Origin of the sequence: Coleofasciculus chthonoplastes PCC 7420, from assembly GCF_000155555.1 — a bacterium.
In the GTDB taxonomy this organism is placed as follows: domain Bacteria; phylum Cyanobacteriota; class Cyanobacteriia; order Cyanobacteriales; family Coleofasciculaceae; genus Coleofasciculus; species Coleofasciculus chthonoplastes_A.
Genome location: NZ_DS989865.1, coordinates 41758 through 67072, shown reverse-complemented (window position 1 = coordinate 67072; position 25315 = coordinate 41758). Strand labels below are relative to the sequence as shown.

The window sequence follows — 25315 nt, the reverse complement described above, 5'->3', positions numbered from 1 at the left end:
TTTACACTCTGCCGACGTAAACCTTCTCCAAGTGGTTCCTCGTTATAGTAATACGGCGATACATTAGGATATTCCCCTGTTGCCTGTTGCCTGTTGCCTGTTGCCTTTTCACCCAATTGTATTGTCCTAACCTCAATGCGTAGTGCTATAACCTTAACCCTGTCCAAGCCAACATGACCTATCTTGATCATTAGTGTACCCGGAAGATGAGACAATAAGAATGCACCAATTCAAAGGATAAAAAGATGCTCAAGACCATTGCCGCCATTTTGCTGCTAGTATTGAGCTTAAGTCTGCATGGCTGCACTGTCGGCGTTAGTGGACTGAAAAGCTATGTCGATACGGCTGACGGTTATGAGTTTCTCTATCCGAATGGTTGGGTGCCGATTAAAGTCACTGATGGACCCGATGTCGTATTTCGGGATTTGATCGAGCAAACCGAAAATGTCAGCGTGGTGATTAACCCCGTTCCAGAGAATACAACCCTCACCGATTTAGGAACACCGGGGGAAGTCGGTTACCAACTCCAACAAAATGTGCTTTCGGCTGCGAATTCCAATCGTCAAGTTGAATTAGTTGATGCCAAAGCTCGCGATACGGGAGACAAAACCTATTATCTTCTTGAATATAGTGTCAAACTTCCCAGTCAAAATCGGCATGACCTAGCCACAGCCGTGATCAGTCATGATAAGCTCTATACCTTGAATGCTTCAACCACTGAAGAACGTTGGGATAAAGTGCAAGACTTGTTTACCCAAGTCGTTAGTTCGTTTAATGTCTACTAGATTAGGGGTTATTTGTCAAGATAAATGTAACGAATGACAAAGGACAAATGACGAATGACAAAATTCGTTTTAGCCTCCGCTTCGCCAGCACGCCGCCGTTTATTGCACAATGTTGGCATTGAACCCATCGTTTGTCAGAGTGATTTTGATGAATCTCAGGTTAAGGTTACTGATCCGGTAGAGTTGGTCAAAACATTAGCATTACACAAAGCCCAAACCGTTGCGCCTAAATTTAACGATGCGCTAGTGTTAGGCTGTGATTCAGTGTTAAGCATTCAGGGTGAGATCCACGGGAAACCAGCCAATCCCCAAGAGGCGATCGCGCGTTGGCAGATGATGCGGGGTAGAGTGGGCGAACTCTATACGGGTCATGCCTTAATTGACTTATCCCAGGACAAAACAATTGTCCGTTGTGGGATAACACAAGTCTACTTTGCCAATGTTAGCGATCGCGCGATTCAAGCGTATGTGGCTACAGGCGAACCGCTTAAGTGTGCGGGCTGCTTTGCGCTGGAAGGGCGGGGCGGCTTATTTGTCGAAAAACTAGACGGTTGTCATAGTAATGTTATTGGTTTGAGTTTACCCCTGTTGTATCAGATGCTGAGTGAGCTAGGTTATGAGGTGACGGATTTTTGGTAGTCATTTGTCATTCGTTATAGCGCTACGCGCTAGGCAATGGGCAATAGGCAATGGGCAATAGTGAAGAAAAACACTGACTCATCATGTGAGAAAATTTGTTCAGGTGAGGCGGAAGTTTGTTATAGTCAAAGGACTTTGAGTATTACGCTAATATAGCTGGAGCGGATTTTATGACAACCAGCGAAGAATTCAAACAGAAACTAAAGGCGGGAAACATTGGCGATGCCTTTACCCTAGCCTTGTCGGAATCGGTGGAGTTGGAAATTACCACCTGGGTGGCTTCCGCCAATTCGCCCCAAACAGAGAAGCCTGCGGCTAATTCCTGTATGCGTACCCGGATTAATATTGTGGAAGGCTCTATCGATAATGAGGTAGGATCTCAATTTATCGGTAATGGTCCCTATACGGAACTACGCCAATTTCATACCCAGCAAGTTCAGGAAGGACGCCAGATTATCCAGAATAATCTGGAAAACTTGCAACAACTCTTTACCGTGTTGACTCGCGTGCAATATCAACCCCAACAGTCAACCCAGCAGCAACTTCGGGAGAGCAATCCAGCTCTGTCGCCTTCGAGTCAGGATAATTTACCCTAATCTTGAAGATAGAGGTTGACAAATCTGGCAGTTTCTGTATTGGTTATCGCCCAAATTCACGTGAGTGTATTATGGCGTCGAGTGAGGATTTTAGGCAACAACTTAAAGCAGGCAAGGTTCAAGAAGCGTTTGCTGGGGCTTTAGCGGAAGCGGTTCAGTTGAAGATTACAACGTGGGTGGCTGATGATGCTGAGGATGGCGCCCAAACAGCCGCCCAACCCGGTTATCGCCTGCGGACTCAAATTAATACGATTGAGGGAGCGATCGCGAATGAGATTGGGGATCAGTTTATTGGCAATGGTCCCTATCGAGATCTCCTCCCCTTTCATTTAGACCAGGTGGCACACGGCAATCAGCTTGTTGAGAATAATCTTAAAAGTTTGCAAAAGCTATTTGAGATTTTAATCGCGCTGCAATATCAAAAGACAGGGTTGAGTGAGATAGAATACCCGCCCTTATCCATTCCCCCGCAAGAGACAGCCACCCCACCGGATGCGGGAGTAGCCGCCGCCGAATTGACCGCCCAAACGCCAGATTTGACGACTCCGGATATTCAGGAACAGGTATCTCCTGAATCGACTCCCTCGCCAGAGATAACAACAGCTTGGGAGGAACAAGAGGAGGAAGATGAGGATGATGAGGATGACTCGGTGCTAGATTTGCTTGAGTCATTACCCCCTCCTCCACCCCCACCGCTAGAGGATGAAGAGTCCTCAATCCCTGAGGAGGATGCGAGAGATGAATTCATTGAAGCCGAACCAGAACCGCTATCGGATCGCCACGAAGCGGAGTTAGATGAGGAAGACTGGCAAGTTCTCAACGAAGATTGGGGGACATTAGAACTTGAGGAATTGAAGTCACCCCCTTCGGCTGAACCGGATATCCCACCCCAGACAGACATTGAACCCACACCGAGGGAACCGGAATCGGCTAAAAAAATGCCCAGTTTGGACTCCTTAGAAGAACTAAACCAGGATACTGACGACGATACCGACTGGGATGACTGGGTAGTAGATGAACCGGAATTAGGCGATCGCTCTTTTGCCCAGATGGATACGGATGAAGACTGGGGTGACTTAGTAGAAGACTTTGACCCCTTCGCCGCCCCTCCACCTGTTGAGGAGACTCCCTCAGCGTTAAATATTCAGGAAGACTGGGATGAATTTGCCGTTGAGGAACTTGAACCCTATTCTGATTTAACTGAGGTTGATAGTGAGATTGAATGGTCAGACTTGAGTGAAAGCCAAACCCCTGAGTCTACCAGCGATCCTCTAGAAGGGTTAGATGCTTTAGCTGAAGATTCTGAGGAAAAAGAACTGAATTCAGAATCATCAAGTGATCCCATGGATTTGTTGGGGGATCAAAACCAAGCCACCGAAAATGTGAATGAGCCGGATTATGAATTCGAGGAACTCTCCTTGGACGAATTTTCCCTGGATGATTTTGATCCCCTAAGCCATCCAGAGGAGGAGGATTGGGAGAAGAAACCCAAATCAACGCAGAAAGGAGAACCACCACCGCCTCCACCCCCTAGCCCCTTTCAGGATAAAAAACAGGAACCCTAGGGGGAGCCATGTAGAGACGTTGCATGCAACGTCTAGCAATGTAGAGACGTTGCATGCAACGTCTGGGAGCTGGAGTGGAGATGTCAAGTAGAGCGATACAATTGAATGTTGAGTCACGAAGGTTTCCATTTTGGGGAAATTTCGGTAGATGATTGGATGACTGAACAGGTGTTCTAAAAAGGTGTGGGTTGATGACCAATCGCAATCGACAAGAGCATTCAGATGTACCCGCCTCCAAAACCCGAGGCAATAATTCGGGTGTGGATCGAAACATCAATCATTTCTTGCAGTCGTTAGGTGACACACTGATCGACTTCACGGCGCTGGAAGTGAATACGATAGTGGTAGATCATATTAGTGGTCATAAGTTTATTGCCTGGGAAGCTTACCGGGATATTTATCCGATTTCGCCAGGGTATTTAGAACAACAAGGTATCCACGAGTCATTACGCGATCGCTACTTGGAGTTACGCACCAGCCTAGAACGAGAGTATCGGGGGCTGTTGAATGATCCAACCTCGGAACTTCATGATCCGACGGTGTATGAGCAGGATAACTCCAGTTTTACCCATGACTTTGAGCGTACTCCCACTCGTCTCCCCAATCCCCTGGATCTGAAAAGTCCAGAGACAATTGTTGCTATTCAACGACTGTTAGGAAACTGTCGTTTTTTACGGGGGTTGCGTAAACTGGCGGAACTCAAAGCCGCTTTGGATGATCGGAATCAGACGGTACTACGTTTAGTCTCTCAACAACCCGATCAAGTTGAGATGATTCAACGGATGATCGCCACGGATACGATTTGCGCTCAAACCGTGATTCAACTCGATGGCGATGTGATCAACCGCTATGATCAATCCCTGTTTCACCATCCCCAGAAAGAGGTTATTCTGCAAATTCACCGAGAGGGAGTCATCGCCAGTGAACGACAATGGCGGGGACTGTTGGAGTTTATTATTGGTCTAATCAAAGCTACACTACATAAGTCATAAGGTATAGCGCTGCACGCAGGGAAAAGGAAACAGGGTTTGACGTTTATGAATCAGCATCCTCGTTTAGCATCGCCGTCTCACCCGCTTTCTCCACGTCAGAATTTAGCGATCGCCTCTTGTATTCAAATTGAGGTAGAACGCATTTCTCGCTCTCAAGTTCTGTTTCACGGAGTTCGCTTCACCTTAGATAAAGAAATTTTACATCAGATTCAACAGGCTCAACAGATGGGGGATTCCTTGAAGCTTTCCCGCCAATTACTCACAGATTTACGATATTACGCTCTCATTGATGACGAAAACCGTTGGCAATCGGGACTCAGCTTTTGTACGTACTATCAGCGCGGAAACTCCCAAGAGGCGTTAATGCGAAGTGTGATTGGTATGGATGGTGATATTATGCATCAAATCCAGCGCAATTTTCTAGAACGTCCCAAGTTTTCCCATCAGATTTCAGCGGCGCATTATTGGTTAATTGAACAAATCATGGGTCAGTTGCGTTTGGGTACATTTTTGCCGTTAACTCGGTTAATCAATGGACTCGCTTTGGGATTGGCGTTGCTGATTGCTATGCTGCTAGTGATTCCCTTTATCCCAGTTTTCCTGAAAACCCCTTTCATGCTGATCGCTGCTTTGGTAATGATTGGATTATTTTTCTTTGGATTTCGACACTTACTTCATTTATTACGTCCAACAGCAAACCAATGGATTATCCGGCGAATTTTAGGCGGATTTCTATCTTCCAAACCAGACTCCAAGCGTTTCGCTAAGCGACTTTTAACCCGATTGTTTTCTTCTTGATGATCTTAGCGTTACCATTCTCCATTTCCCACGCCCTATCTTGTTGAAAGGATCGTGTTATTCTCTGTAAGCGTTGTGGATTTTGGGTTTCATGCTTCAACCCAACCTACAGTATCCCTAGAGGCTGTTGTTTTTTATAGGCAATTCCACGGGTGAGATTGGAGGAGCAAGGATACATTTTTCCTGAGCAAGGTGATGCCATACTTATGAAGAATACTACTCGATTTCCTTGAATAAAACCCTCTGTCAATAAATCTCAAAGTATTGATGGGCTTTGCGGTTTTGGCTTTGTGCAGCAAGCCCTAATTATCAACAGTTGTGTACGCAAAATCCGTGAAACTCAACGTACTGACTCGATTCCATTCAAAAAGCTGCTCCCTAAAAGCTTGCCATTGACTGTAAACGTCTCGGAATGTAGCATCCCGACTCGCGATTTCCTCATAGAGTTCAAATGCTGTTTTCCGAGCGGTGTCTAAAATCTCTGGGCTAAAGGGCATTAACTTTGTTCCTCCTAAAATAAATCGCTCCAAGATTTCACCATTAACGGCATTATATCGAGCTAACGTTTTTAAATTGGCTTCAGCCGCCGCTGTTTGGAAAATGGCTTGATAATCGGAGGGAAGTTTGTTCCACTCCGCCTGATTTACTAGCACCATGTACGTTGTTCCGGGTTCCCACCATCCTGGATAATAGTAGTAAGGGGCGGCTCTCTGTAGTCCTAGGGTATCATCGTCATAAGGACCAATCCATTCCACCGCATCGATGCTTCCTTCTAACAAAGCAGGTACGATATCTTGACCTGCGATCGTTACAACATTGACACCCAAACGGCTCATAATTTGCCCGCCCAACCCAGGAAGCCGCATTCTCAGGTTCTTTAAATCCGCAACTGTATTAATTTCTCGCCGAAACCATCCCCCCATTTGCGTCCCTGAATTGCCAGCAGGAAATCCGATAAGATTAAACTCAGAAAATATATTTTGTAACGTGTCTAATCCTTTCCCTTTGTAGAGCCAAGCATTTTGCTGTTGAGCATTTAAACCAAAAGGAAGGGTAGTGCCAAAGGCGAGGGCAGGACTTTTCTGGAAGGAGTAGAACGTATTCGTGTGACAGCATTCAACAGTTCCGGTGGACACCGCATCAAACACTTCCAGAGGTGGGGCTAAATCACCACCCGGATAGGGGGTAATCGTAAAGCGCCCCTCCGTCATCGTGCTAACGGAGCGACATAATGTTTCAACGCCCTCAAACAAGATTTCAAAATAGCGATCCCAGCTTGTTGCCATGCGCCAATTAATGATCGGTTGAGCAGGTTTTGATGGGGGTTGAGGTATTTTTTTACGGCAGGCGTTGAGACTAGCCCCAGCCGCACCGATTGTTGTATACTTTAAAATATTTCGACGTTTCATAATCTAGCTATATCTTTTAAATTATTAATCTTAATCATAAATCATGAAAAAACAATCGACGAATGACAAATGACGAATGACAAAAAACACTTTCATTCCCCATGGTGGTTAAATAATGGTCTGGCGATGACCCTGCACCTGGCGTTTAGAGCCTCCCGTGATTGGGAAGCGATGGTTCCTTTCCCAGAACCCTCCTATCAGGAGAAAATTTTTCGCGGCGCTCAAAATGTACCGATTTTTGGGATTGTCGCCATTCCCGAACGTGCTAAGGGGACAATTGTGGGAACTTATGGCATTACTGGGGATTTGGATAACCAATGGTATCTGAGACTGCTGGGGCGTAAAGCCTTTGCTCAAGGGTATGCGGTGGTGCTATTCGACTGGCGAGCCCATGGAAAAACAGCGTTGTTGTCACCAACCTTAACCTCCGATGGTTTGTACGAGGGTGATGATTTTGTCCTGATTGCAGCGCAAGCAAAAGCCATGGGATGTCCCGCCCCGTTTTGGTTTACAGGCTATTCACTCGGCGGACAATTAGCGCTTTGGGGGATTAAATCAGCTCAAGCGATCGCTCATTCCGAGGCGGTAGGATTAAATGAGTCAGAGATTGGCGGTGGTGCGGTTATTTGTCCCAGTCTGGATTCTCACCGTTCTCTGACGTATCTGTTAAACCATCCATTGGGGCGGTATTTAGAACAATCTGTCGCCCGAACTTTGAAAAAACTTGCATGGCGTCTCTATCAGGCTCATCCCCAAGACATTGATCCAGAAGCGGTTGAACGGGCAAACAGTATTTGGGGATTTGATCATGAGCTAGTGATTAAGCGATTAGGGTTTTCCTCGGTGGACGAGTATTATGATGCTACGAGTGCGCTGTATATTTTACCTAATTTAAACAAACCGACGCTGATTCTTTATGCCGCCGATGATCCGATGTTTGACCCGACAATTATTCCTGACTTACAAGGGATTTGTGCGGATAATCCAGCGATTGATTTAAGAGTGACAAAACAGGGAGGTCATGTCGGTTATATTAGTTCTCGTGCTTGTCAGCGTAACTATCATGATCCGGACTGCTGGTGGGCGTGGAATCGAGTTCTGGAATGGTGCGATTCATCTAGATAGCAGTAGACACATCGATTAGGACTTTCGGCACCATTGTAGAGACGCGCCATGGCGCGTCTCTACATAAATGATATGTCCTAACCGTTATGGCGGTTGCTATAAATAAATTTACTCGTAGGTTGGGTAGAGCGTCAGCGAAACCCAACAGGCTAACTAGGGGCTGCTGAATACAGCAGTTTGCTCGGCTATGCGGTACATTGTCGATCCCCTTGAGTCAAAAAATAGTTTGAAACCCTTGTTTAGTATTGCACACTCATGCAGCAAGCCCTAACTATGTTGTTGGGTTTCGTTCCTAAACCCAACCTACTTGCTTCAGCTTAGAGACTGTACCTGATCAAGGATTTCTCTTCAAGCCATAGCATACAGGATTTTTGAGAAATCACATCTGGCTAAAGCTGAACTTTGAATATAGAAAAAAAGCGAGCCATCTTCTACAAGCCGAATCTTCAATAGCAGTGTGTCAAAAGGGTCTTCGTTTGAATCCAGGTAATCACGGGGATCGTCACTAAAAAAGCAGGTGTGTCCGCCCATCTGAATATCACAGTTTGCTCCCTGAAATCTCCACCCACAAGCTTCATCGAATTCCTCGCGTAAATCATCTACATGTATTTCATCCTCAATCCATTCATCATCATTACATACTTCAGGCAGAAGACGGGGGTAAGAATCATAATTGTCTAGGGAAATAGGTTCATATCCTTTAGCCCATTGAATCGCTGAACATTCACTCGGATAGATTTCTCTCAGATGAGAATGATCATCCTTTTCGGGCAGAAAACTAAAATCGGTTGTTAGGTGGTTTTCGTTCAAGTTAAGTTTCCTATGGTACAGAAGACGAAAACGATTTTGCTCAAAGGCAGCTTCTGAATAGGGAATACCAAAATTCTTATTAAGACCACAAGACTCGTCATCAGCAATGTAGAATTGCAAAATACCTTGTTTGGGAAAGCCTTCCAGATGGGGGACTTCAGCAAAATTAATTTGTGCTAATAGATGCAGATAGTTTCCATCTGGAGTTTTGGGATAGTCAACTCCTTTGGGCAAATAGGGGAACCCGCCTTTCCTGTTTTGCCAACCTGCAAATTTACTTTGCCACCAGGTTAGGTTTTGATTAGGGATTAACTTCAGTGCCAAATATGGCTTAATTGTGGCTTCAATGCGATCGCGATAACGTTCTAGAATGGCTGGCATTACTTCCCTGATCAGATAATTTGAGGATTCTGCGTCTAGAGGAGAATTAACAGCAGCCCAAGCCCTGCGCCACATTGGGTCAAGATTCGTTGTTTCATCAATCTGAGTTCCAAGAAGGTTTGCCTTACTCAAATCGACTCCCGTTAAATTAGCACCTTTGAGGTTGGCATTTTCCAAATTTACCGATGTCAAGTCAGCATGACTCAAGTTAGCCCCCGCTAGGTTAAATTCTGACAAATCCTGGCGACTGAGGTCAAGATTTTGTAACTCTAAATCCTCATGGGTTTGATTGAGAACAGCTATAACCTTGCGCCAACTGGCAGCCATTTGGGTTTGTTCATCAATGATTGCTCCTTTTAGAGTGACTTGATTGAGGGTTACTCCCTGGAAATTGGTTCCTTTTAAGTTTGCATAATTCAGATCGATCTGAGTTAATTGTGCTTGCTGAAAATTGGCATGACTGAGATCGGAATGGCTAAAGTTTAGTTTAGATAAAGAAGTGTTCGCAAAATTCGCCCCCTTGAAACTAATCTGGCTTAAATCCCAAGCTTTGTATTGATGTTCGTAATAGAAGCGAACCCCTTGAAAATTGGCGCGATCGCACTTAGCTCCTTGCAGTTTAATTTTAGCTAGATTAGCATTTTCTAAATTTGCCCCTTCTAAATTAGCATTAGTCAGATTAGCCCCACTGAGATTAGCCTGATTCAGATTGGCATGACTGAGGTCAGAGTTGCTCAAATTTATTCCAGTTAGTCCAGCCAAAGACGTATTCGCAAAATTCGCCCCCTTGAAACTAATCTGGCTCAGATTGTAAGTCTGATGATGTGGATATTTGGATTGATCATAAAATCGAACCCCTTGAAAATTAGCGCGATCGCACTTAGCTCCTTGCAGTTTAATGGCGGCTAAATTGGCATTTTCTAAATTCGCTTCTTCTAAGTTGGCATGATTTAAATTAGCATCGTTGAGATTAGCGTTGCTTAAATCAGCCTGTTGTAGATTTGTCTGACTTAAATTAGCATGACTGAGGTTAGCATTACTCAGGTTTGCCTCTTTCAAATTAGCACCGCTTAGATCGACGGAAGACATACCGCTTCGTTGTAGATTCGCCTGTTGTAAATTGGCGTTAGTTAATTTAGCGTGATTCAGGTGAGCATTACTCAAGTTAGCTTGAGATAAATTGACCCCAGTTAAATCAGCACCTTGCAGACTAGCAGAACTTAGATTGACTCCCGATAAATTAAGTTCAGCAAAGTCAGTTTTAGGGTTTAGTCCAATTTCTCTGGCTCGTTTCAGGAAATTATCAGCACTTTCTTGACGCAGAAGATCAACAATTTCTTGGCGTTCGGTTCGGGTTAATTGACCTTGGTGTTGCGGCTGTGTCGATTGATCGGGATGATTCGATTCGTCGTCAAATGCACTATTTCGCCGTCTGCGACGACGTGGAGGTTGTCCGGAATCACTCATGGTGGTCTCGTTGATAATACTTTTGTACTATTTAGGATAACGACGTGGAAATTGAACGTCAAGTCGAAGGGTCAATCCCTTGATCACGTAGAGACGTAGTATGTTAAGTCTCTACATTTTCCCATTCCCTATTCCCCATTCCCTATTTCCGCTTCGCGTAGCGCTATAATTTCGCGATCGAGGTGTGGTTTAATGACTTTTTTAACGGTTTCAGACATACTATAATTCGTGCGAACAATTTGAGGACAACGCAGACAGGCAGCTTTTCCTTCCTGTTGCCACCATCGGCAATCTTGACGGATGCGACAGGGTGGTAAGTCTTTCACCACTGTCGGTAATCCTTCGACAATTTGTTGAATAAGATGGCATTGATGTCCATCAAAATGTTGACACCCGCGTTCCCAGCAAGAAGCAGCGATTCGATAGACTTCGGTTGGATCAACGGGTTCAGATAATGCTAGTAATTCATCCGTTATTGGCTGAGGTTCCCGCAAATATGCTACTTGTGGACTGTCAACAGTGCCACCTACTATACCGAAGACAACGCTATCCTGAGTATCAGGGGGAGAGCTAGGACAGAGTGAAGATTTACTGTCTTTGGGATGTGCCATTTCTGACGGCATTGGTGTTGCCTGACTCGGCTGTGTTCTATCTTTTCTTGAATTAGCCATTTCCCTTAAAGAATGAGAATTTATTTGGAATTTAACGATGAGACAACGGGGTTTAATTTTGGGAAGCAAATATTTGATTGAATTAACGCTGTCGATTCATTTTATTTTTCAACCATTGTCTCAGTAAACCTAACGTTTTAGTCGGTGGATCGTTAGCTATCTCAGCTTTAGAGTTATTCCCCGCCTGATCATTAACTTGGTCTACAGATATTACACCCGCTGTTTCCGGAGGAGCCAATGCTGTGCCTGCTAGAGGAGGCATTGGTGCTGTGCCTGCTAAAAGAATACCGTGACTATCGGCACTGGCTATTTCTCGACGCCCTAACGCTCGATTGACGGCTCGCTCAATCGCTTCCCCTAATTCTTTCGTGTCAATTTCAAGGTCAAACTTGAGATCAATTTGTAATTCTGGAGACAAATAATTTTGTAATTCTTGTTTCTCTTTCTCATTAACCTGTTGAGAGAGTAAATTATAGGCTATTAACTGTAAATCACCTGTCTCAGTTTTTACCACTTGGCGTAGCACGTCTTTCCCAGGCTGACCATAGTTGAGCGCCTCGTCTAAAGCCGCCATTCTGATTTCTTCAGACTCACTCGTCAAACGTTGTTTAACTCCCTCTAAGCCACCCAGCACACCAGAATTTAATGGGAAACCTTGTCCGCCTAAAACGGCGTCATTGGGATTGGGTTGATTGGAATTGGCTGTCATCGGTTACAATTGTTGTCGGTGTAGTTAGGAAAAGGTGTACAGAACTGGTACTCTCACGATAATACTTTTGTACTATTTAGGATAACGACACGGAAATTGAACGTCAAGGCAATTACATAATTTCGCGATCGCATCAGCTCATCACTCTGAACGGCTGAGGGTAAACTGTCCTACATTCCTCGCCGTATCGTACCAATGTCCATCAAAGCGATCGGGTTGAGTTAATCTTCCCGCATGAACTGCATAGTAGCCGTTTCCTGGGGTTTCTTGGATGAAATAAATTAGGGTAATTCCTCGCCCTGTTACTACTTCTCCGTTAAACGTACTGGGATTATCGATATCTACATAATGTCCGGTAAAGTTTGTCCCCTCTTGAGTTAAACAGACGGAATAGGTGCGTCCTAACCGCTGAATTTTCCATACTGTTTCAGCTTGAAAACTAGGAAACATTGACTGTTGTTTTAAAGGTTAATAGGTTATATTATGTTCGGTAGCATCAGTTGTGGATAGTGGTAAAAGCATAGAAGGGTAAAATGGTAAGGTTTTTGTCCCAATACCTACAGGTAGGATAGACGAACGACACAACCGGACATAATATTATTTAATTTTTTGTTCAAAACGTATCCGTAAGTAAAGGGCGACCCAATCAAATTGAGTGGACTTGGATAGTTCATTGATGCAAGCGGGTCGCCCCTACGCAGATTTTCTTCTGTTCCATTATGGAGTTAGGCAGACTTATTGTAAAAAATTAGCTCTGCTAAGTTCCAGAATGTTCACCCCTAACCTTCCCTCGAAACACGATGTATTGATAGATGTTGTATGCCAACATAATCGGAATCAGAACACCGATAAAGATGATCATGAACACCAGCGCACTGGGGTCAGCCGCCGCCTCATAAATGGTGATCTGAGTGGGGATAATGTAGGGAAACACAACCAAGGCTAACCCAATAAATGTCAGTAAAAACAGGAGAATCGTCCAAATTAATGGCGTTCTCTCTTCCTGTCGATTCAGACTTCTCCAGAGTAGCCAAATCAGCGTAATTCCCAGGAGCGGGATAGCCGCGAAGATATAAACTTGGGGTTGAGAAAAAAGACGCGATCGCGCATATTCATAAAATATGGGTGTGGCAATCGTAATTACAATCGCACCAATTAGCGTGGTGATTGCGGCAATTTTAGCCGTTTTGTAATGGGTGGTTTGTAATTCTCCCTCTGTTTTCAAAACCAAATAGGTTGAGCCAATCAACACATACCCTTGAATTAACGTTAACGCCACAACAACAGATTGCCAGGTGAGCCAATCCCAAGTGTCGCCAATAAAATGACCCGCTTGATCAACCGTAATCCCCGATAGTACAGCACCCAACGCAAATCCTTGACCCAGTGCAGCGCTAAAACTGCCGACACCAAAGGCTAAATTCCAGAAGAACTTACGATCCGCTTGTTCACGAAACTCAAACGCCACCGCCCGAAAGATAAACCCAAAGATCATCAAGAAAATGGGGATGTACAAGGCAGTTAAAATTGTGCTGTAGGCTAAAGGAAATGCCCCAAACAAACCCCCTCCCATAATCACCAGCCAGGTTTCGTTGGCATCCCAAACATTACCCAAACTGGTCATTAAAATACCCCGACGTTCCTCAGTTGAAGAAGTCAGGGATAAAATACCCACCCCTAAATCAAATCCATCTAGCATCACGTAGAGGAAGAGAAACAAGGCTAAAATGGCAAACCAAACTTGGGGAAGAAAATAGGATAATGTTTCCATACAACCTCCTACTGTTGCGTTTCTAGGGGACGTTCATCGGGAATAAATTGTCCCGGATCAGTGTTGACTCCTGCTTGAGTTTCAGAACTCGGTAAAGGGAGGTTGAAATTAGGACCTCGGCGGATAATTCGGCTCCCGAAAAATAAAGCGGCACAAAATAATAGGGTATAAACCCCACTGAAACTGAGTAACGAGGTTAACACATTACTGGCTGGAATATTAGACACAGCGTCTACAGTGCGGATCTGCCCATACACTGTCCAGGGTTGTCGTCCCACACAGCGGACAATCCAGCCGGATTCAACCGCAATATAACCGAGGGGTGCGGCAAAAATCCAAGCAACCAAAAGCCAACGCTGCTGGGTAATGTTTTCCGGCGACAGCTTACCCCGTAGCCATTGCAGTACACTCACCAGCATTAATCCGGCGAAGAAGAAACCAATGGCAATCATAATCCGGAAAGAATAGTAGATTAACCCTAACAGATGGGGTCGATCTTCGGGTTTCCACTCCTTCAATCCCAATACGGGTTCTGGTAATTCTTTTTTGAATTCCAGGATATATCCCAAAGCATTGGGAACTTTAATTTCCCAATCATTTTGTTCGGCGGTTTCATTGGGAAATGCCAGAAGACTCCAATCTGCGGCAACTCCGGCGGGTATGGTTTCCCACTGCGCCTCCATCGCCGCTAATTTAGACGGCTGATGATGATACACTTGTTCGCCACTTAAATGTCCAATATAGATCTGTAAGGGGGCGACTGCGATCGCAACCGCTAAAACAATTTTCAACGCCTTAGAAAAGAAGGCAGAATGGCGTTTGTTGAGAATGTACCAAGCGCTAATTCCACCAATCACAAACAGCGATGTCTCCAGAGTGCCAAAGAACATGTGCAGAACGCTGTTCATCATGAAGGGATTAAAAATTGCCTGAAAATAATCACTGACGATAAACTTGCCATCGACAAATTCTCCCCCGGCTGGGGTTTGCATCCAGGAATTAGCCGCTAATATCCAGAACGTGGATAAATTCGCCCCGAATGCCACCAGGATAGTGGCAACATAGTGCATGATTGGATTAACACGCTGCCAACCAAACACCATAATCCCCAAAAACGCCGCTTCTAGCATGAACGCCATCGACGCTTCAAAGCCGAGAATGCTGCCAAAAAAATTACCAACCGCCTCGGAAAAGGATGCCCAGTTGGTACCAAACTGAAATTCCATTGGCACACCTGTGGCGACACCAATGCCAAAGTTAAGGACATACAGCTTCGACCAGAAGCGAGCATGGTAATAATAATCAGGATTGTGCGTCTTTAGCCATAGTCCTTCAACGATAACCAGGTAAATACCCATCCCTGTGGTGAGAACGGGCCACAGCATGTGAAAAATAGCCGTCACCGCAAATTGCAGACGTGACAGCACGACGGTATCAGACAAAAATTCCATAACCTTCCGTTACATAAGACCTGAACATGGACTAGAAAACCTGCGATCAGGCTCATGACCCGATTAGTTATCATGCTAACGCGCTGAAACCTTTACCACGAGTGGCATATCCTCCCCAAGGGCATTCTTTTTTTAGACGGGGAACGAGACTTAAGGGCGACCCAAGCCAATTAAGTCGAGGGCGACCCAAGCCAATTAAGTGGACTGGAGTTGTTAATTAGGCTAAGCGGGTCGCCCCTACAGGTTGTTAATTAGGCTAAGCGGGTCGCCCCTACAGGATAACCACAGGGTTTCGTTTCATCACCGCGATAGCGTCGGTTCCTGTGCCACATCCCCTAAGTTAAATAGGAATGGCACACTACTATTGGAATCACCACTCATGACCAAAACTTTCGGCATTTGCGCCCCACCTTGTTTCCAGGCTTCAATCGCTTCTTTTTGCAGAACCAGTGGTCCGCCTTGCTCTCTCACGGTTTCCGCCAGCAGTCGTTGGGCTTCGGCTCTACCCTTAGCGCGATTAATGTCCGCTTGGGCTTGTTGTTCGGCTTCCCGGGCAACGTAAACAGCACGTTGCGCCCGTTGTTCAGCGATTTGTTTTTCCTCAACCGCCCTGGAGAACTCTGGCGAGAAGTTTAGGTCAACCACACTGGTATCCAGGACGATGATGCCATACTTTTCCAACCGTTCATTCAAAGCATTATCAAAGTCCTGCTTTAGTTCAGTCCGTTTGGTGATGGCTTCTTCTACCGTTCGCCGAGCCGCTGCAACTTTGAACGATTCCTGAGTTTGAGGGGCGATAATTTTCGAGACGATATTCTGTAATGTGCCTTGTGTCCGTCGGATCGTAACCACCTGTGTGGGATCAAGGCGGAAGTTGATCGCGAAGCTAGCCGAGAGATCCTGAAGATCCTTAGTGGAACTCTGGGCGGGAACTTCAAATTTTTGCACAGTCACATCATATACATCCACCACTGAAATTAAGGGGGGCTTGATGTGGATTCCCTCTAGTAAGGCTCCATCTCTGGCTTTACCCAAGATGCTGATGACTCCGGCTTGACCTGGGTTGATGATCACAAAGGAGCTAAAGCTAAGGAGAATCAAGGCTGCTGCGATAATCCCTCCCACTAAAGCTTGCCAATTCTGTGAATTCTGATACTTCAACGTTTACTCTCCTTACTTAAACGCCATTGGCGACTCTTTACAGCCTACCAATGTTCAGACTCAATTGCGGCGATAACGGGAAGATAGGGAAGCTGGGGGAGTTTGTTCCAGACGTAGCAGGCTACGTCTGGGAGGTGGGGGTGATGGGGTGATGGGGTGATGGGGTGAGCTTACTTTTCACGGGATCTGGAAAACCTCTCTCCAAACCTCTCTCCTACAAGGAGAGAGGCTTTGAATTCTCCCCCTTCCGTGCAACAAGAACTCTCGCATCCTCTATCCTCCCCCCCTGACAGGTGTAGGTTTTTTATTTTATGGTTGGGACAAGACAAGGAGGACAAGGAAGGAAAGAAGACAAGGGGGAAAAACCGTACAGAATTCGGTTCGGTCAAACTAACTTCTAAAAGCCGAAACGCCCTATTTTTCGTTCTCACTCTTCCTTGTCTACGGTCGCTGAGCGAAGTCGAAGTGATGGTCTACCTGTCTTCCAAGTCTAGCCTAAACCCCCATCTTAAAAAACCTACCCTTGTGAGATCCTCCCCCCTGCCACAAAAGCGAAGCATCCTTTCTCTTCCCCCCTCGTAGGGGGATAGCGGGAAATACAAATTTTTGCAGAAATATATCTCAATCTATCTCAACAAACCATAAAATGATTTATAACATTTATGAATTGTCTGGTTCAACTAATTCTGATTAATGCTATTAAAATAGATAGAGATATGTATATTGGCTGTAAAAGTGAAAAAGTGCCATGAAAAACAGTACCTTTACATTTATTGTCTTTGTTCTTTTGGCGTCTTGTTTAATCATCGCGCCGAACGTTAAATCAAGTAATACCCATTCGGTTGACTGGGGGTATAGTGGCGATGAATCACCGGAAAAGTGGGGAGATTTAAGTCCGGAATTTGAAACGTGTAAACTCGGCAAAACTCAGTCTCCTATTGACCTGAACGATATGTCAGCCTCTAGCGCTGACTCTCTGGAATTTACCTATAAATATACACCCTATAAAGTCATTAATAATGGTCATGCCATTGAAGTTGCCTACAAAGCTGGGAGTTCTATCAAAATTGAGGGTAAGCGGTATGAACTTCTCCAGTTTCATTTCCATGCTCCCAGCGAACACACGATTAAGGGCGGAGACTATCCCATGGAAGCCCATCTGGTTCACAAAAGTCAGGATGGACAATTGGCGGTCATTGGGGTTTTCCTGAAAGAAGGTCAATATAATCCATTTATTGAAACATTATGGGCGAATATACCAACCCAGAAAGGAGAGCGAATCGTTCGAGGTGTGACGGTTAATGCCAGTGCTTTACCGCCAAAAGATAAGTCTTTTTATCATTACACAGGCTCATTAACTACCCCACCTTGTACCGAAGGGGTGAATTGGTATGTTTTGAAACAGCCCATTGAGATATCATCCCAGCAGCTAGCTAAGTTTCAGTCGGTTTATAGCGGTAATGCTCGACCTGTCCAACCTCTGAATAAACGAGTTATAAAAACCAAAGAGATGTAGAGACGTTGCATGCAACGTCTCTACATCCCCATATTCCTCATTTCCATCTGTTACCTGTTCCCCAATCTTAGACGGATACAGGAGTTTTCAGGAGAGTAACAAAGTTCGATAGAATTTGTAAGCCTGCGGTGGATGATTTTTCGGGATGGAACTGAACTGCCATCATATTACCCCGCGCGATCGCAGCCGTGATCTGTTGTGATCCATGGGTTACTGTAGCGGCGCGAATCGCCGGATCAACGGGTTCAACGTAGTAGGAATGGACAAAATAAACTTGCGGGTTCTCCGATAACTGCATCCACAAGGGACAATCGGGTTGAGTGAACTCCAAGTGGTTCCACCCCATGTGCGGAATACGGATATCCGGTTCTGGCTGAAATCGCCGCACTTTTCCAGGGATAATCCCTAATCCGGGTTCTTTTCCTTCTTCTGAACCCTCAAACAGAATTTGTAACCCCAAACAGATACCCAGGAACGGTTTACCACTGGCAATTACCCGTTTAATTGGTTCCTCAAGTCCGCGCGATCGCAAATGCTGTACAGCCGGATCAAAGGAACCCACTCCCGGTAGTACCACCGCATCCGCCTGTTCAATCTCAGCCGCGACATCCGTTATCTTGGTTGTTGCACCTGCATTCTCTAACCCTTTACAAGCCGAGTGCAAGTTACCCATATCGTAATCAACCACCGCAATGATTGGCATGAACCGATTCCTCGTTATTTTTGTGGTTAAATCTTTATTTTAATGAGTTCGGTGCTAATCGATAATGTCAACAACTATCCTTTTGACATCCTTTCAAACCTGGTTACCTCATCAGAAATCCAATGCGTCCGATGATTTACTCCTCAAACTCCAAGCTGAGAATGACTCCTTCCCGGATCAAACCATATCGTTAACCTTCCTGAGACAGCTACCCGTGGACGTATTTCCCGCCAGCGATTTAGCGATCGCGAAAATTGAACACCTGCAACCGGATGTGGTGATCTGTTGCGGTATGGCGGAATCCCGTTCCCGATTAACTGTAGAAGCTGGAGCAACGCCTCGATACCTTGTTGCTCAAGTGTATTGGTTCATTTATTATCTACTTCTTCAACCAATTTTAAGCCTGAAAGGGTTGTCCTATTGTCTTCCCGCTTTCTTTGGCAATGAGACATCTTTCGAGACTCAATTGCTCAAAACTGCTGTAGACTTAGAGAAATTAGTCGAGGGATTAACTGAAACTGAGATTAGTCATGACGCGGGGAAATTTGTCTGTGAAGGACTCTATTATCAGCTATTACGCTATTTTCAGGATTATTCCCCAACAACGGGCTGCATCTTTGTCCACGTTCCCGTACTAACCCCCGAAAATCTAGCCACAATTTTGACTGACTTTCGCCTAATTATTTCCCGAATCGCCCTTTGGTCAAACCTTCAGCACCAAAGCCGAAGACGAGACGCAACGACTGCGGCTTAGAGACAAAGGCAATATTGATTCCTTCTGCTTTAATGGAGTTTTTTTAGGTTGGGTTTCGACTTCGCTCAACCCAACCGACTAACCCCTGCACAGCGCAGCGGAAATACTTGAACAGCTTTGTAGATAGGACGCAATGTAGAGACGCGCCATGGCGTGTCTGGGAAGCTGGGGAAGATGTTAGCTGTTCAGTCATTTCTATTTGCACTAGACGAAAAAGCAAATACCCTAACAGGAATGTCGCTCCAACGTATTCTTTCCTAAAATGGTAAAAATGAGTTTACTGTAGGAATTGCGCCATGGTGGAACCGGGGACAGCGTTGAGTAGTGTCGGTACTTTAATCGTTAAAAACTTAGAACTCAAGCAGATTTGGTTGAAACTACAGCAGGAAAAGCTGGAAGAGTACGTTAGTGATTTTTTCAAAGACTGCATCCCAGAGGGGGTAGTGTTAGCCTCACCGAATGTCCTCAAAAACGCCTTACTTGAAGTCTTAGCTAAATTCTTGACAATAATCGAAGATGAACTATTTGAATGTGACTTAAGCGGCGCAGAAATCCGCGACACCTATCAAGTCGCAATTGAGCAGTTTATCCGAGATGACGACGTGAAACCCCTATTGGGAAAAGCCTTTGAGAAAAATTGTCGCGTCATCGACGCCAATCAATTAAGAAGCATTTGGGTACAGCGCTATTCGCCCGATATGCCAACTGGGTTTAACTGGGATGGGATTGCCAAGCAATATGTTAAAGATGTGAGACGCATTGTTAGGAATTCGCCAGAGTTAGAGGAACTGTTAGAATTAGAGATTCAGGAATCCATAGAAGAAAAGGTTCGAGAAATTGCCGGAGTTTCTCCCGATTTTAATTTAACCAAATATCAAGAAGGCTTACGGGAACGCTACAGCAACTTAAACCTATCCAGTTTAGACACAACAGGCTGCGCCTATAATGAACTGAAACTCTGGCAAGTCTTCATTCCGCAAAATGTGCGACAAGTTCATCAGATAGTCCCCCAAGTCTATGAACTCCCCAAGGAACATCAACGGCGACTGCGAGAGAGTAATCAACTTGATACAGAGATATCCATCGAAGAGTTAACCGACTATAAACAGGTTTATTCTCAACAGCCGATTTGTTCTATCAGAGAAATTATTCAAGATAACGATAACTATCCCTATCTGGTGATTCTCGGTGATCCGGGTTCAGGTAAGTCTACCTTATTGCAATATTTGGCATTAGATTGGGCAAATTCTGCACCCAACGACGCTAATTTACAGCCGATTCCGCTGCTGATTGAATTACGCACCTACATGCGAAATCGCGATGTGGGACAATGTAAGAATTTCCTGGAATTCTTCCATGATAGTAGTGGGATTGTCTGTCATCTGAATCAGTATCAACTGGTGGAACAGTTAAAAGCCGGAAATGCTTTGGTCATGTTTGATGGCTTGGATGAGGTATTTGATCCAGGAAAACGGGAGGATGTAATTACTGATATTCATCGCTTCACCAATAACTATCCTGATGTGCGGGTAATTGTTACGTCTCGCGTGATTGGTTATAAACCACAACGGTTACGAGATGCCCAGTTTTATCACTTCATGTTGCAAGATTTAGAGGCGGATCAGATTCAGGACTTTATTACCCGTTGGCATGATTTAACCTTTACCGATAAAGCCGATAAACAGAGGAAGCGAGAACGACTGCAACGGGCAATTAACACCTCAAAAGCGATTCGTGAACTGGCTGGGAATCCTTTGTTGCTAACTATGATGGCAATATTAAATCGCAATCAGGAATTACCCAGAGATAGACCAGAATTATATAACCAAGCGTCGCGGGTATTGCTGCATCAATGGGATGTGGAACGGGCGTTAGTCGAACATCAGCAGTTAGAAATTCAAACCATTGATTATAAAGATAAGCAGGCGATGCTGCGTAAGGTGGCTGATCAGATGCAAGCAGCAGAGAAAGGGTTAGCGGGTAATCTGATTGCGGCGGATGAGTTAGAAGGAATTTTGACCGATTATCTGAAAACTCTCGATATTAATAATCCCAGGGCGGTGGCTAGGGTGATGATTAAGCAACTGCGGGAACGGAATTTTATCTTATGTTTCATGGGGGCGGATTATTATGCCTTTGTGCATCGGACATTTTTGGAATATTTCTGCGCCTGGGAATATGTTTGGCAGTTTGAGAAGGAACGAACAATTTCTCTGGAGGAGTTGAAAACCGATGTTTTTGGCAAGCATTGGCAGGATGAGTCTTGGCATGAAGTGTTACGGCTGATTGTGGGGATGATTGAACCCAAGTTAGCTGGGGAGATTATAGATTATTTGAGGAATCAGTCGGGGGAAGCGGAACAGTTTATTAATGTGTTTCTAGCGGCGGATTGTCTTTCTGAGGTGAGGAATCGTTCGGTTATTGCATCAACGGTAACTCAATTACTGAACCAGATTAAGGGGTTAATCCAGTATGACTTACATTACTATTACGAACCTTTTGACGAGGAAGCCGATTTAGTTCGGGAAATTCGCACCCAAGCGGTTGCGGCAATTGCGACAACCTGGCATGATTCTCCAGACACTTTACCTTGGCTGAAACAAAAAGTCCAATCTGATGACGATGAGGCTGTGCGACGTGCAGCGGTGGAAGAATTAGCCAGAGGCTGGAAAGATGACTCAAACACCTTACCTATTCTCAAACACAACGCCCAATTTGATGACCATTGGGCTGTGCGACGTGCAGCGGTGCAAGAAATAGCCAAAGGCTGGCATGATTCTCCAGATACCTTACTTTGGCTGAAACAAAAAGCCCAATCTTATGAGGATTGGGTTGTGCGAAGTGCAGCGGTGCAAGAAATAGCCAAAGGCTGGCATGATTCTCCAGATACCTTACCTTGGCTGAAACACAAAGCCCAATCTTATGAGGATTTGTGTTTGCGAATTACAGCAGTGGAAGAATTAGCCAGAGGCTGGAAATATGACCCAGAGACCTTACCTATTCTCAAACAAAAAGTCGAATATGATGACCATTGGGCTGTGCGAATGGCAGCGGTGGAAGAATTAACCAAAGGCTGGAAAGATGACCCAGAAACTTTACCTATTCTCAAACACAAAGCCCAATTTGATGACGATTGGCATGTGCGACGTGCAGCGGTGCAAGAATTAGCCAAAGGCTGGAAAGATGAGCCATGGCTATTTGAATTATTACGCGATCGCGCTCTCAATGATCCCTTTGTGCGAGAGGAAGACGGGCAAAACAATCCTCGGCAAATAGCACTTGAAATCATTATCAAACAATATCCTAAACATCCCCAGACTCTATCCTTGCTGCGCGACAGAGCAGAAAATGAGCCTGATGAACAAGTTAGGGATTTTGCTCAGAATAAATTAGCAAAATTAGATAATCCAAAGAGCGATATATGATATAATTTTAAACATAAATTTTGTTTGCACAATCTAATCTAAACAACGTTAGTGTTAAGTGAAATGGCACTAACTTTAGAGTTTGTAGTCAGCGCTTTAGCGCTTCTGGCACTAAAGTGCCTACTACGAACTTAAATCAGCGACATTCGTTTTAAATGTGTAGGGGCGGGTTTCACAACTATCTTTTTGGTTGCACCCAGATTTGACTAAACCCGCCCCGACTCAGATGTTTAGACTTCCCCTGAAAACAAAGAACGATCCGTTCAAATTGAATAGATACAATTGTCAATTTATGCCAGCGGGTCGCCCCTACAGGAGAATCTTATTAGAGAGGCAAATTTTGATACAATTTAATCAATATCCCTCAACGACAACACAACAACTTATGACTAAGTAAATTCTACTTAGGTTTTAAGACTATGACACTCGCCAAAGAAGAAATTATTTATCCCTCTAGTGATGGTAAACCCATAGCAGACAGCACCCTTCAATATCAATGGATTACCAAAATCCAAGGCGGCTGTGATGCTTTATTTAAAGATGACCCGAATGTCTTTGTCGCCGGAGATTTACTTTGGTATCCAGTTGAAGGCAATAACACCATCTCCCAAGCGCCCGATGTAATGGTTGTGTTTGGCGTACCGAAAGGCGATCGCCGTTCCTACCTACAATGGCGCGAAAATAATATCCCGCCGCAGGTTGTCTTTGAAATCCGTTCCTATCATGACAGCCAGACTAAAATGGATAAAAAACTGGCATTTTATAATCGTTATGGTGTCGAAGAATATTACCTCTATGATCCAGACAACAAAGACTTGAGAGGGTGGCAAAGAATAGAGGGATTATTAGAAGTCATTGAACCGATGTCCGGCTGGGTCAGTCCTTGCTTAACGGTGCGGTTTGAATTAACCGAAGCAGGGTTAGAATTATATCGACCAGATGGGCAACGATTTTTGTCCTATTTGGAATTAGAACAACAGCGAGAACAAGAAGCGCAACGCGCTGAACGGTTAGCGGCAAAATTGCGGGAGTTGAATATTGATCCAGATAGTCTTTAAGGCAATTTAGAGGTTCGTAGTTGCGCTTTAGCGCTATAAACGTTCGCATCACTTACGACAAAAGTTATTGTGCGTTACGCTACCCTTTGAGAACGCTACGCGAACGCTAACTTCCAGCCCTCACCCCCAGCCCCTCTCCCAAGCTTGGGAGAGGGGAGTAAGAGGGGAGCAAGAGAGTCCGGTTCCCCTTCTCCCCTGGGTGGGAGAAGGGGTTAGGGGATGAGGGGGAAATGATAAAAACGTGCGGGTACACAACCCAAAACCGGGCGCACGTCTGTGCGCCCCTACGATAAAATAATGATTCAATTTCGCCGATATAACATCCCCGGTAACTGCGACACTAACCCCTCTAATTCCAACTGCAATAAAACACCGGAAACCTCCGCCACTGTCATCCCCGTTTCCTGAACAATCACATCCAAGGGTGTCGGTTCAATCCCTAAAACCTGAAATACTTTTGCTAATTCTGGCGCTAACTTCGGCGTCGCTTTAACAGGTTCTGGCTCAAATAAAGACAACTGTTTCCCGGTATCCAATTCCGGTATTGCCCCCAACATCTCTAATAAATGCCCTTCACTCAAAATCACACTTGCTCCCCGATTCAATAATCCCAAACATCCCACCGCATTGGGATTATCTAAGGAACCCGGTAACGCATACACATCCCGACAAAACTCATTGGCTTGATACGCCGTAATCAACGCCCCTGATTTCGTTGGCGCTTCCATGACTAAAACCGCCCGACTCAACCCGGCAATAATGCGATTGCGTTGGGGAAAGTGGGGGCGATTGGGCTTGGTTCCAGCCGGATATTCACTTAATACCAATCCCCGGTCTAAAATCGTCTCGTACAAGAGTTTATTTCTAGGCGGATAAATCACATCAATTCCTGTGCCAAAAACCGCTACCGTCCTCCCACCCGCCTCTAAACATCCCTTGTGGGCTTCGGTATCAATCCCGGCTGCCATCCCAGATACTACAGTAAAGCCCTTTTTCGCCAGCGCTGCACTAATTTTTCTCGTCCAACGCTTGCCATAATCCGTCGGTTCACGAGTTCCGACAATCGCAACCATGGGTTTCATCCCCTGATTTTCCTGCTGATCCACCTGTCCGCGATAGTACAATACGGGCGGCGGACTGGGAATTTCTAACAATAAGCGGGGATAATCCGGATCAGCAGGTGTCCAGAAATAGGGATTTTTGCTACAGTGTTGTTCCAGAAACTGTTGGGGATTGAGATGCGATCGCGTCTTCTCCACAGCCTGAACTAATTGCCGCCCAAACCCTTCCACTTGACCCAACTCCCTCCCTGGAGACGCCCAAGCCTCTGCTAATGTGTCAAAATGCTGCTGTAGGCGTCGCAGTAACACCGGTCCCACACGCGGGACTTGTGACCAAGCTAACCAATAAGCGCGATCGTCTGCCAACAGATTATCCTCCCTATCAGTGTTAAGAGTTGCCTCTCCCCACCACAATACTTATTCAACAGCCTCTAATTAGAACTCAATTAAGAATTAATTGCATTAACA

The 25315-nt window shown here is 45.1% G+C and carries 21 protein-coding genes; 11 read left to right on the top strand and 10 right to left on the bottom strand.

Annotated elements, in window-relative coordinates:
- The first annotated feature begins 245 nt into the window (after positions 1–245).
- The 6 genes from psbP to MC7420_RS27280 all read left to right on the top strand — a co-directional run bounded on the left by psbP (position 246) and on the right by MC7420_RS27280 (position 5375).
- A complete protein-coding gene (gene psbP, locus MC7420_RS27305; RefSeq protein ID WP_006104633.1) occupies positions 246–785 on the top strand; it encodes a photosystem II reaction center PsbP in 540 nt (179 codons plus the stop codon).
- Between the two features lie 54 nt (positions 786–839).
- On the top strand, positions 840–1424 hold the full coding sequence (locus MC7420_RS27300) for a Maf family protein (protein WP_006104578.1): 585 nt from the start codon (positions 840–842) through the stop codon (positions 1422–1424).
- Positions 1425–1594: 170 nt separating this feature from the next.
- Positions 1595–2020, top strand: a complete 426-nt coding sequence (locus tag MC7420_RS27295; protein WP_006104657.1) for a hypothetical protein — start codon at positions 1595–1597, stop codon at positions 2018–2020.
- Positions 2021–2091: 71 nt separating this feature from the next.
- Entirely contained in the window at positions 2092–3585 is a 1494-nt protein-coding gene (locus MC7420_RS35745; RefSeq protein ID WP_006104640.1) for a hypothetical protein, read from the top strand.
- A gap of 191 nt (positions 3586–3776) precedes the next feature.
- The gene (locus MC7420_RS27285) at positions 3777–4577 is read left to right on the top strand and encodes a hypothetical protein (RefSeq protein WP_006104643.1); all 801 of its coding nucleotides are present in this window, start codon (positions 3777–3779) and stop codon (positions 4575–4577) included.
- A 45-nt stretch (positions 4578–4622) separates the two neighbouring features.
- Positions 4623–5375, top strand: coding sequence for a hypothetical protein (locus tag MC7420_RS27280; RefSeq protein WP_006104588.1), 753 nt, complete (start codon positions 4623–4625; stop codon positions 5373–5375).
- Positions 5376–5677: 302 nt separating this feature from the next.
- Here MC7420_RS27280 and MC7420_RS27275 read toward each other — a convergent pair whose 3' ends face one another.
- The gene (locus MC7420_RS27275) at positions 5678–6784 is read right to left on the bottom strand and encodes a TRAP transporter substrate-binding protein (protein ID WP_006104565.1); all 1107 of its coding nucleotides are present in this window, start codon (positions 6782–6784) and stop codon (positions 5678–5680) included.
- Positions 6785–6853: 69 nt separating this feature from the next.
- On the opposite strand from MC7420_RS27275, the gene MC7420_RS27270 reads away from it, so the two are divergent.
- Positions 6854–7909, top strand: a complete 1056-nt coding sequence (locus MC7420_RS27270) for a YheT family hydrolase (protein WP_006104649.1) — start codon at positions 6854–6856, stop codon at positions 7907–7909.
- A 348-nt stretch (positions 7910–8257) separates the two neighbouring features.
- Here the strand turns inward: MC7420_RS27270 and MC7420_RS27265 are convergent, their stop codons facing one another.
- The 7 genes from MC7420_RS27265 to MC7420_RS27235 form a co-directional block, all read right to left on the bottom strand.
- Positions 8258–10567: a pentapeptide repeat-containing protein gene (locus MC7420_RS27265; RefSeq protein WP_006104653.1), complete on the bottom strand. Its 2310-nt coding sequence runs from the start codon at positions 10565–10567 to the stop codon at positions 8258–8260.
- A gap of 128 nt (positions 10568–10695) precedes the next feature.
- Positions 10696–11238 carry a hypothetical protein gene (locus tag MC7420_RS27260; protein ID WP_006104594.1) on the bottom strand — a complete coding sequence of 181 codons (543 nt, stop codon included), beginning with the start codon at positions 11236–11238 and terminating at the stop codon, positions 10696–10698.
- A gap of 82 nt (positions 11239–11320) precedes the next feature.
- Complete coding sequence (locus MC7420_RS35740; protein ID WP_006104659.1) at positions 11321–11947, bottom strand: hypothetical protein; 627 nt, start codon at positions 11945–11947, stop codon at positions 11321–11323.
- 141 nt (positions 11948–12088) lie between these two features.
- Positions 12089–12397 (bottom strand): hypothetical protein, encoded by a 309-nt coding sequence (locus MC7420_RS27250; protein WP_006104612.1) that lies wholly within the window; start codon positions 12395–12397, stop codon positions 12089–12091.
- A gap of 307 nt (positions 12398–12704) precedes the next feature.
- Positions 12705–13718, bottom strand: a complete 1014-nt coding sequence (gene cydB, locus MC7420_RS27245; protein WP_006104577.1) for a cytochrome d ubiquinol oxidase subunit II — start codon at positions 13716–13718, stop codon at positions 12705–12707.
- Positions 13719–13726: 8 nt separating this feature from the next.
- Positions 13727–15169, bottom strand: a complete 1443-nt coding sequence (locus tag MC7420_RS27240; RefSeq protein WP_006104650.1) for a cytochrome ubiquinol oxidase subunit I — start codon at positions 15167–15169, stop codon at positions 13727–13729.
- Between the two features lie 300 nt (positions 15170–15469).
- Entirely contained in the window at positions 15470–16330 is an 861-nt protein-coding gene (locus tag MC7420_RS27235) for a prohibitin family protein (RefSeq protein WP_006104605.1), read from the bottom strand.
- 748 nt (positions 16331–17078) lie between these two features.
- Here MC7420_RS27235 and MC7420_RS27230 point away from each other — a divergent pair.
- Positions 17079–17846 carry a carbonic anhydrase gene (locus MC7420_RS27230; RefSeq protein ID WP_006104539.1) on the top strand — a complete coding sequence of 256 codons (768 nt, stop codon included), beginning with the start codon at positions 17079–17081 and terminating at the stop codon, positions 17844–17846.
- A gap of 67 nt (positions 17847–17913) precedes the next feature.
- Here MC7420_RS27230 and hisH read toward each other — a convergent pair whose 3' ends face one another.
- Positions 17914–18549: an imidazole glycerol phosphate synthase subunit HisH gene (gene hisH / locus MC7420_RS27225; protein WP_006104534.1), complete on the bottom strand. Its 636-nt coding sequence runs from the start codon at positions 18547–18549 to the stop codon at positions 17914–17916.
- A gap of 64 nt (positions 18550–18613) precedes the next feature.
- Here hisH and MC7420_RS27220 point away from each other — a divergent pair, with 64 nt between their 5' ends.
- The 3 genes from MC7420_RS27220 (at position 18614) to MC7420_RS27210 (ending at position 23786) form a co-directional block, all read left to right on the top strand.
- On the top strand, positions 18614–19303 hold the full coding sequence (locus MC7420_RS27220; RefSeq protein ID WP_044210039.1) for a hypothetical protein: 690 nt from the start codon (positions 18614–18616) through the stop codon (positions 19301–19303).
- A gap of 296 nt (positions 19304–19599) precedes the next feature.
- Positions 19600–22728 (top strand): NACHT domain-containing protein, encoded by a 3129-nt coding sequence (locus tag MC7420_RS27215; RefSeq protein WP_006104540.1) that lies wholly within the window; start codon positions 19600–19602, stop codon positions 22726–22728.
- Positions 22729–23147: 419 nt separating this feature from the next.
- Complete coding sequence (locus MC7420_RS27210) at positions 23148–23786, top strand: Uma2 family endonuclease (protein WP_006104575.1); 639 nt, start codon at positions 23148–23150, stop codon at positions 23784–23786.
- Between the two features lie 302 nt (positions 23787–24088).
- Here the strand turns inward: MC7420_RS27210 and dprA are convergent, their stop codons facing one another.
- On the bottom strand, positions 24089–25213 hold the full coding sequence (gene dprA, locus MC7420_RS27205; RefSeq protein WP_006104602.1) for a DNA-processing protein DprA: 1125 nt from the start codon (positions 25211–25213) through the stop codon (positions 24089–24091).
- Between the last annotated feature and the right edge of the window lie 102 nt (positions 25214–25315).

Bases quoted from the DNA above. Each gene is read 5' to 3' on its own strand.
- psbP (WP_006104633.1), top strand. From the start codon at position 246: ATGCTCAAGACCATTGCCGCCATTTTGCTGCTAGTATTGAGCTTAAGT.
- MC7420_RS27300 (WP_006104578.1), top strand. From the start codon at position 840: ATGACAAAATTCGTTTTAGCCTCCGCTTCGCCAGCACGCCGCCGTTTA.
- MC7420_RS27295 (WP_006104657.1), top strand. From the start codon at position 1,595: ATGACAACCAGCGAAGAATTCAAACAGAAACTAAAGGCGGGAAACATT.
- MC7420_RS35745 (WP_006104640.1), top strand. From the start codon at position 2,092: ATGGCGTCGAGTGAGGATTTTAGGCAACAACTTAAAGCAGGCAAGGTT.
- MC7420_RS27285 (WP_006104643.1), top strand. From the start codon at position 3,777: ATGACCAATCGCAATCGACAAGAGCATTCAGATGTACCCGCCTCCAAA.
- MC7420_RS27280 (WP_006104588.1), top strand. From the start codon at position 4,623: ATGAATCAGCATCCTCGTTTAGCATCGCCGTCTCACCCGCTTTCTCCA.
- MC7420_RS27275 (WP_006104565.1), bottom strand. From the start codon at position 6,784: ATGAAACGTCGAAATATTTTAAAGTATACAACAATCGGTGCGGCTGGG.
- MC7420_RS27270 (WP_006104649.1), top strand. From the start codon at position 6,854: ATGACGAATGACAAAAAACACTTTCATTCCCCATGGTGGTTAAATAAT.
- MC7420_RS27265 (WP_006104653.1), bottom strand. From the start codon at position 10,567: ATGAGTGATTCCGGACAACCTCCACGTCGTCGCAGACGGCGAAATAGT.
- MC7420_RS27260 (WP_006104594.1), bottom strand. From the start codon at position 11,238: ATGGCTAATTCAAGAAAAGATAGAACACAGCCGAGTCAGGCAACACCA.
- MC7420_RS35740 (WP_006104659.1), bottom strand. From the start codon at position 11,947: ATGACAGCCAATTCCAATCAACCCAATCCCAATGACGCCGTTTTAGGC.
- MC7420_RS27250 (WP_006104612.1), bottom strand. From the start codon at position 12,397: ATGTTTCCTAGTTTTCAAGCTGAAACAGTATGGAAAATTCAGCGGTTA.
- cydB (WP_006104577.1), bottom strand. From the start codon at position 13,718: ATGGAAACATTATCCTATTTTCTTCCCCAAGTTTGGTTTGCCATTTTA.
- MC7420_RS27240 (WP_006104650.1), bottom strand. From the start codon at position 15,169: ATGGAATTTTTGTCTGATACCGTCGTGCTGTCACGTCTGCAATTTGCG.
- MC7420_RS27230 (WP_006104539.1), top strand. From the start codon at position 17,079: ATGAAAAACAGTACCTTTACATTTATTGTCTTTGTTCTTTTGGCGTCT.
- hisH (WP_006104534.1), bottom strand. From the start codon at position 18,549: ATGCCAATCATTGCGGTGGTTGATTACGATATGGGTAACTTGCACTCG.
- MC7420_RS27220 (WP_044210039.1), top strand. From the start codon at position 18,614: ATGTCAACAACTATCCTTTTGACATCCTTTCAAACCTGGTTACCTCAT.
- MC7420_RS27215 (WP_006104540.1), top strand. From the start codon at position 19,600: ATGGTGGAACCGGGGACAGCGTTGAGTAGTGTCGGTACTTTAATCGTT.
- MC7420_RS27210 (WP_006104575.1), top strand. From the start codon at position 23,148: ATGACACTCGCCAAAGAAGAAATTATTTATCCCTCTAGTGATGGTAAA.